Source organism: Sphingomonas sp. 66-10 (assembly GCF_001897045.1).
Taxonomy (GTDB): Bacteria; Pseudomonadota; Alphaproteobacteria; order Sphingomonadales; family Sphingomonadaceae; genus Sphingomonas; species Sphingomonas lycopersici.
On sequence record NZ_MKRR01000001.1, the window covers coordinates 12,222 to 18,495 of the forward strand.

Sequence of the window (6,274 nt, forward strand, 5' to 3'; positions counted from 1 at the left end):
TGGGTGGTGAGACCCAGGGTCACCGGGTCCTTGGGGACGATATTGGCGATGTTCCAATGCGTCCGCTCGCGGATCGCCTGGATCGTGCTGCGCGTCGTGCCGATCAGCGTCGAGATCGTGCCGTCCGAAATCTCGGGGTGGTTGCGGATGATCCAGGCGATGCCGTCGGGCTTGTCCTGCCGCTTGGACACCGGGGTGTAGCGCGGGCCCTTGGTGCGGCGCACCTGCTCCGGCCCCTTGGTCATCTTGAGGCGATAATCGGGGTTGGCCTGCCCCTTTTCGATCTCGTCCATCGTCAGTTCGTGCGCACGCACCGGATCGCGCCCGGTCAAGCGGGTGCCGGCGGTATCGTCGGCGATCGCCTGCACCTCAAGGATGTGCAGGCCGCAGAAATCGGCGATCTGCTCGAAGCTGAGCGCAGTGTTATCGACCAGCCAGGAAGCGGTCGCATGGGGCATGAGCGGCTGGGCCACGGCGAAAACTCCGTCGGAAACAAATAGGGCCGCCCCTTACCGGAGCGGCCACCTCACGCCCGCCGACTTAGTGCGACGCGCGCCTTAGGGCAAGTCATCAAGCCGCCAATGCCGCCGGAACCGGCGCCAGAGCGGCCAGAAACTGCTCGGCGCTCGCCCGCCAGGTGAATTTCGCCCCCAGTTCGGCGCAGCGCCGCGGGTCGAGCGCCAGCGCGCCAGCGATCGCGGTGGCGAGATCGTGATGCATCACCCCGCTCTCCGCGGTCAGCACGTCGACCGGCCCGGTCACCGGATAGGCCGCGACCGGGGTGCCGCACGCCAGCGCCTCGATCATCACCAGCCCGAAGGTGTCGGTGCGGCTCGGGAAGACGAGCACGTTGGCGGTGCGATAGGCCGCCGCCAATTCCTCGCCGAAGCGGCTGCCGAGGAAATGCGCCTGCGGGAAGCGCGCTTCGAGCGCGGCGCGCGCCGGCCCGTCGCCGACCACCACCTTGCTGCCGGGATGATCGGCGGCGAGGAAGGCGGCGACGTTCTTCTCCACCGCGACCCGCCCGACATAGAGCATGATCGGCCGCGGCAGCGCGGCGAGCGCGGCATCGAGCCGGCCGTGCGCGCGGAATTCAGCCGAGACCCCGCGCCCCCAGCGCCGCGCCTGCGTAAGCCCGTGCGCCGCCAGCGTCGCCTCGATCGTCGCGGTCGAGGCGAGGATGCTCTGCGCCGGCGAATGGAACCAGCGGATATAGCGCCACACCCATTCGGGGTTGGCCCCGGTGCGCGCCGCGACATAATCGGGGAATTGCGTATGATAGGCGGTGGTGAACGGCCGCCCCCGCGCGACGCACCAGCGCCGCGCCGCGACGCCGAGCGGGCCTTCGGTGGCGATATGCACCGCCTCCGCGCCGAATTCGGCGATCCGCCCGCCCACCGCACGCGTCCCGGCGAGCGCGAGGCGGATCTCGGGATAGGTCGGGCACGGCAGCGAGCGGAACGCGTCGGGCGCGATCACCCCCACATCATGCCCCATCGCGCGCAATTCCTGCGTGACCGCGTCAAGCGTGCGGACCACGCCGTTGACCTGCGGCGCCCACGCATCGGTGACGATCGCGACGCGCATCGTCACGCCGCCAGCGCGACGATCGTATCGGGCGCGCGCGCCGCGATCTCGTCGGCCCAGTGGAGCACCTCCATCCGCCCGTCGAAATGCTCGACCAAGGCGGTGCAGCCCTCCACCCAATCGCCGTCGTTATAATAATTCACCCCGGCGATCTCGCGGATCTCGGCGGTGTGGATATGCCCGCACACCACCCCGTCCACCCCGCGCGCGCCGGCGGCATGTGCGACGACTTCCTCGAAATGCGAGATGAACGCGACCGCATTCTTGACCCGCGCCTTGGCGTGTTTCGACAGCGACCAATAGGGCATGCCGAAACGCCGGCGGAAGGCGTTGACCCAGCGGTTCAGCACCATCAACGCGGTGTAGGCGGTGTCCCCGACATGCGCGAGCCAGCGGTGCGCCAACGTGATCGCGTCGAATTCGTCGCCGTGGAGCACGAGCAGCCGGCGCCCGTCGGCGGTTTCGTGGATCGCCTTGCGACGGATCGCGATGCCGCCGAAGTCGAGCCCGGAGAACTGACGGAACACCTCGTCGTGATTGCCGGGGATGTAGATCATCCGCGTCCCGCGCCGCGCGCGCTTGAGCAGCCGCCACACCACGTCGTTATGCGCCGCGGGCCAGTAGAATTTCTTCTTGAGCCGCCAGCCATCGATGATGTCGCCGACGAGATACATCGTCTCGCTGTCGACATGATCGAGGAAGTCGATCAGCATATCGGCATTGCAGCCGCGCGTGCCGAGATGGATGTCGCTGATCCAGATCGTGCGATAGCGCCGCCGCTCGGTCACCACGCGCTCGGGCTGGTTCGGACGGCTGTTGGTGAAGTCGGTAAAATCGGCGAGCTCACCGATAGTTGCGATCGTTTTCACGGTCGTCGGCATAGGGGCCCTCCCTCAAGGCCCCCTATGCCCGCCGCGTGTTACGCCCGTATCTCGCGGCGATGACGGTTTGAAGTCAGGGACACGCCTCTCCCCTCGCTTCACCAGGGAGGGGAGCGGTCCGCTTTCACGCGCCCATCGCCACATGCCGCGGCAAGGCCGCGACGCGCGCCAGCCACGCCTCGACCGCGGGATAGCGCGACAGATCGAACCCGCCTTCGCCCGCGACATGGGTATAAGCATAGAGCGCGATATCGGCGAGCGTGAAGCGCCCCGCGGCGAACCAGTCGGTGCGCGCCAAATGCGCGTCCATCAGCGCCAGCGCGTCATGCCCGGCCGCTTCCTTGGCGGGGAGCGCGGCGCGCTGCGCTGCGCTCAAATTCGCCTCGCCGATGAAGGCGCGCCAGAAGCGCAAGGTCGCGATATTGGGCTCGTGATTATATTGCTCCCAGAACATCCAGCGCAGCATGTCGGCATGATCGAAGCGATCGTGCGGGATCAGCGCCGAACCATATGCGAGATAGACGCACGCCGCGCCACTTTCGGGCAGATAATCGTCCCCCGCCTGCAACACCGGGATACGCCCGTTGGCGCTCACCTCCGACAGGAACGCCGGGGGGTCCGCGTCTCGCCGCGCAGGATGTCATAGCCGCGCCGCTCGAGCGGAATGCCGAGATGCGCCGCAACGAGGCGGATTTTGTAGCAATTGCCCGACGGGGCATATTCGTGAAGGATCAGGCCGCTCATGCCGCGACCCTGCCGCGCGCCGACGCCGCGCGCAAACGAAAGCCGCGGCGCGGGTGAAAAGTCCCGCTTATGCGTCCATCGTCAGCACGATCTTGCCGACATGATCGCCCGCCTCCATCCGGCGGTGCGCCTCGGCCGCGTCGGCGAGCGGATAGGTGCGGTCGATCACCGGGCGCAGCCGCCCGCCCTCGACATAAGGCCAGACGGTGCGGCGCAATTCCTCCGCGACCAGCGCCTTGAATCCGACGGAGCGCGGGCGCAGCGTCGATCCGGTCAGCGTCAGCCGCCGGCGCATGATCTCGAAGATCGGGATCGTCGCGACCGGCCCGGCCTGGATCGCGATCGAGACGTGGCGGCCGTCGTCCGCCAGGCACTTCATGTTGCGCGGGACATAATCGCCCCCGACCATATCGAGCACCGCCGCGACGCCCTTGCCGCCGGTGATCTCCCCGACCCGCTCGACGAAATCCTCGCGGCGATAGTTGATCGCATGATCCGCGCCGAGCTTCTTCGCCGCCGCGACCTTCTCGTCCGACCCGACAGTGACGATGATCTCCAGCCCGAAGATATTGGCGAGCGCGATCGCCATCGTCCCGATCCCGCTGGTCCCGCCGTGGACCAGCACGGTATCGCCCTCCACCGCAAAGGCGCGCTCAAACAAATTGGTCCACACGGTGAACAGCGTCTCGGGGATCGCCGCCGCCTCGACCAGCGTCACCACCTCGGGCACCGGCAGGCACAGGCCGGCATCGGCGACGGCATATTGGGCATAGCCGCCCCCCGCGACGAGCGCGCAGACGCGTTGCCCGAGCAGCGCCTCGTCCGCCCCCGCGCCCAGCGCGACCACCGTGCCAGACAATTCCAGCCCGGGAATCGACGGCGCCCCCGGCGGCGGCGGATAGGCGCCGAGCCGTTGCACCACATCGGGCCGGTTGACCCCCGCCGCGGCGACGCGGATCAGCACCTCGCCCGCGCCGGGACGCGGCACCGCGCGCTCGACCGGCACCAGCACCTCCGGCCCGCCGGGCGCAGCGGGATCGATCGCGATCATCGTCGCCGGAATTTCGTTCATCTGTATCAATCCCCTGTTCGGGTTCCTTATTGACTTCGCCCCTTCGGGGGTCAACGTTTGCACCGTGGACCTAGACGATATCCTCGGCCCCCGGCCCGACGATCCGCTGACCGCGCTGCTGCGCGAGGACCTCGATCGCCTTTCGGTGGCGGAACTGGAAGCACGCGTCACCGCATTGGAGGGCGAAATCGCGCGCTGCCGGGCCAAGATCAGCGGCGCCGTTAACCACCGCGCAAGCGCAGAAGCTCTATTCAAGCGATGAGCGCTGGCGCACCGGGTCGGCGCGTTGCTTCCGGTGCGGAAGGCCCCAGCGCTTGATGCGGGGCCCCACCCTCCCGACATATCAGGCAAGGGGCCACGCATTGTGTCGCGGCCCGTCAGGAGTAACGTAATGCCATCCTTTGCCAGCGCCCTCGAAACCACGCTGCACAAAGCGCTCGAGGCCGCATCCTCCCGCCGGCACGAATATGCGACGCTGGAGCATCTGCTCCTCGCGCTGATCGACGATGAGCACGCCAGCCAGGTGATGGCGGCCTGCGGCGTCGATCTGGGCGAGCTCAAGTCCACCGTCGCGCATTATCTCGATACCGAGCTCGGCGCGCTCAAGGTCGAGGCCGCGACCGATCCCTCGCCGACCAGCGGCTTTCAGCGCGTCGTCCAGCGCGCGATCCTCCACGTCCAGTCCTCGGGCCGCGACGAGGTGACCGGCGCCAATGTGCTCGTCGCCCTGTTCTCGGAGCGCGAGAGCTATGCGGTCTATTTCCTCCAACAGCAGGACATGAGCCGGCTCGATGCGGTGAGCTTCATCAGCCACGGCGTCGGCAAGGGCGCCGCGGCCGCCGAGGCGACCCCGCCACGCGGCGCCGAAGAAGAGAAGAAGGAAAAGATCGAGCCCAAGCAGAAGGGCGAAAGCGCGCTCAAGCAGTTCACCGTCGATCTCAACGAGAAGGCGAAGAACGGCAAGGTCGATCCGCTGATCGGCCGCGGGCCGGAGGTCGATCGCACGGTGCAGATCCTGTGCCGCCGCTCGAAGAACAACCCGCTCTATGTCGGCGATCCCGGCGTCGGCAAGACCGCGATCGCCGAGGGGCTGGCGCGCAAGATCGTTGAGGGCGACGTGCCCGACGTGCTCAAGCCGGCGGTGATCTATTCGCTCGATATGGGCGCATTGCTCGCCGGCACGCGCTATCGCGGCGATTTCGAGGAGCGGCTGAAGCAGGTCGTCAACGAGCTTGAGAAGCTTCCCGACGCGATCCTGTTCATCGACGAGATCCACACCGTGATCGGCGCCGGGGCCACCTCCGGCGGGGCGATGGACGCGTCCAACCTCCTCAAGCCCGCGCTGTCGGGCGGGACGATCCGCTGCATCGGCTCGACCACCTACAAGGAGTTCCGCAACCATTTCGAAAAGGATCGCGCGCTGCTGCGCCGGTTCCAGAAGATCGACGTCAACGAGCCGACGATCGAGGATACGATCAAGATCCTCGCCGGGCTGCGCTCCGCCTTCGAGAATCATCACAGCGTGAAATATACGCCTGATGCGATCAAGTCGGCGGTCGAGCTGTCGGCGCGCTACATCAACGACCGCAAATTGCCCGACAAGGCGATCGACGTGATCGACGAGGTCGGCGCGATGCAGATGCTGGTGCCGCCGTCGAAGCGCAAGAAGACGATCACCCCGAAGGAAATCGAGGCGGTGATCGCGACGATGGCGCGCATCCCGCCGAAAACCGTCAGCACCGACGACAAGAAGGTGCTGGAAACGCTGGAGACCGATCTCAAGCGCGTGGTGTTCGGGCAGAATAAGGCGATCGAGAATCTGTCCTCGGCGATCAAGCTCAGCCGTGCCGGGCTGCGCGATCCCGAAAAGCCGATCGGCTGCTATCTGTTCACCGGCCCGACCGGCGTGGGCAAGACCGAGGTGGCGAAACAGCTCGCCTCGATCCTCGGCATCCCGCTCCAGCGCTTCGACATGTCGGAATATATGGAG

The 6,274-nt window shown here is 67.2% G+C and carries 6 protein-coding genes and 1 pseudogene; 2 read left to right on the plus strand and 5 right to left on the minus strand.

The window, feature by feature from the left end; all coding sequences use genetic code 11:
* The 5 genes and pseudogenes from BGN95_RS00060 to BGN95_RS00080 all read right to left on the minus strand — a co-directional run.
* The coding region (locus BGN95_RS00060) for a cell cycle transcriptional regulator TrcR (protein WP_502688220.1) at positions 1 to 473 on the minus strand (473 nt) is incomplete at its 3' end.
* Between the two features lie 97 nt (positions 474 to 570).
* Positions 571 to 1,587 (minus strand): glycosyltransferase family 4 protein, encoded by a 1,017-nt coding sequence (locus BGN95_RS00065; RefSeq protein ID WP_286771300.1) that lies wholly within the window; start codon positions 1,585 to 1,587, stop codon positions 571 to 573.
* A 2-nt stretch (positions 1,588 to 1,589) separates the two neighbouring features.
* Positions 1,590 to 2,468, minus strand: coding sequence for a UDP-2,3-diacylglucosamine diphosphatase (locus BGN95_RS00070; RefSeq protein ID WP_265269560.1), 879 nt, complete (start codon positions 2,466 to 2,468; stop codon positions 1,590 to 1,592).
* A gap of 124 nt (positions 2,469 to 2,592) precedes the next feature.
* Positions 2,593 to 3,212, minus strand: a pseudogene (locus BGN95_RS00075) (glutathione S-transferase family protein).
* Positions 3,213 to 3,279: 67 nt separating this feature from the next.
* Positions 3,280 to 4,284, minus strand: a complete 1,005-nt coding sequence (locus BGN95_RS00080; protein ID WP_265269562.1) for an NAD(P)H-quinone oxidoreductase — start codon at positions 4,282 to 4,284, stop codon at positions 3,280 to 3,282.
* Between the two features lie 64 nt (positions 4,285 to 4,348).
* Here BGN95_RS00080 and BGN95_RS00085 point away from each other — a divergent pair, with 64 nt between their 5' ends.
* Positions 4,349 to 4,546 (plus strand): DUF1192 domain-containing protein, encoded by a 198-nt coding sequence (locus BGN95_RS00085; protein ID WP_179512354.1) that lies wholly within the window; start codon positions 4,349 to 4,351, stop codon positions 4,544 to 4,546.
* 129 nt (positions 4,547 to 4,675) lie between these two features.
* Positions 4,676 to 6,274: Clp protease N-terminal domain-containing protein (locus BGN95_RS00090; RefSeq protein ID WP_286771253.1), on the plus strand; the 1,599-nt coding region annotated here is incomplete at its 3' end.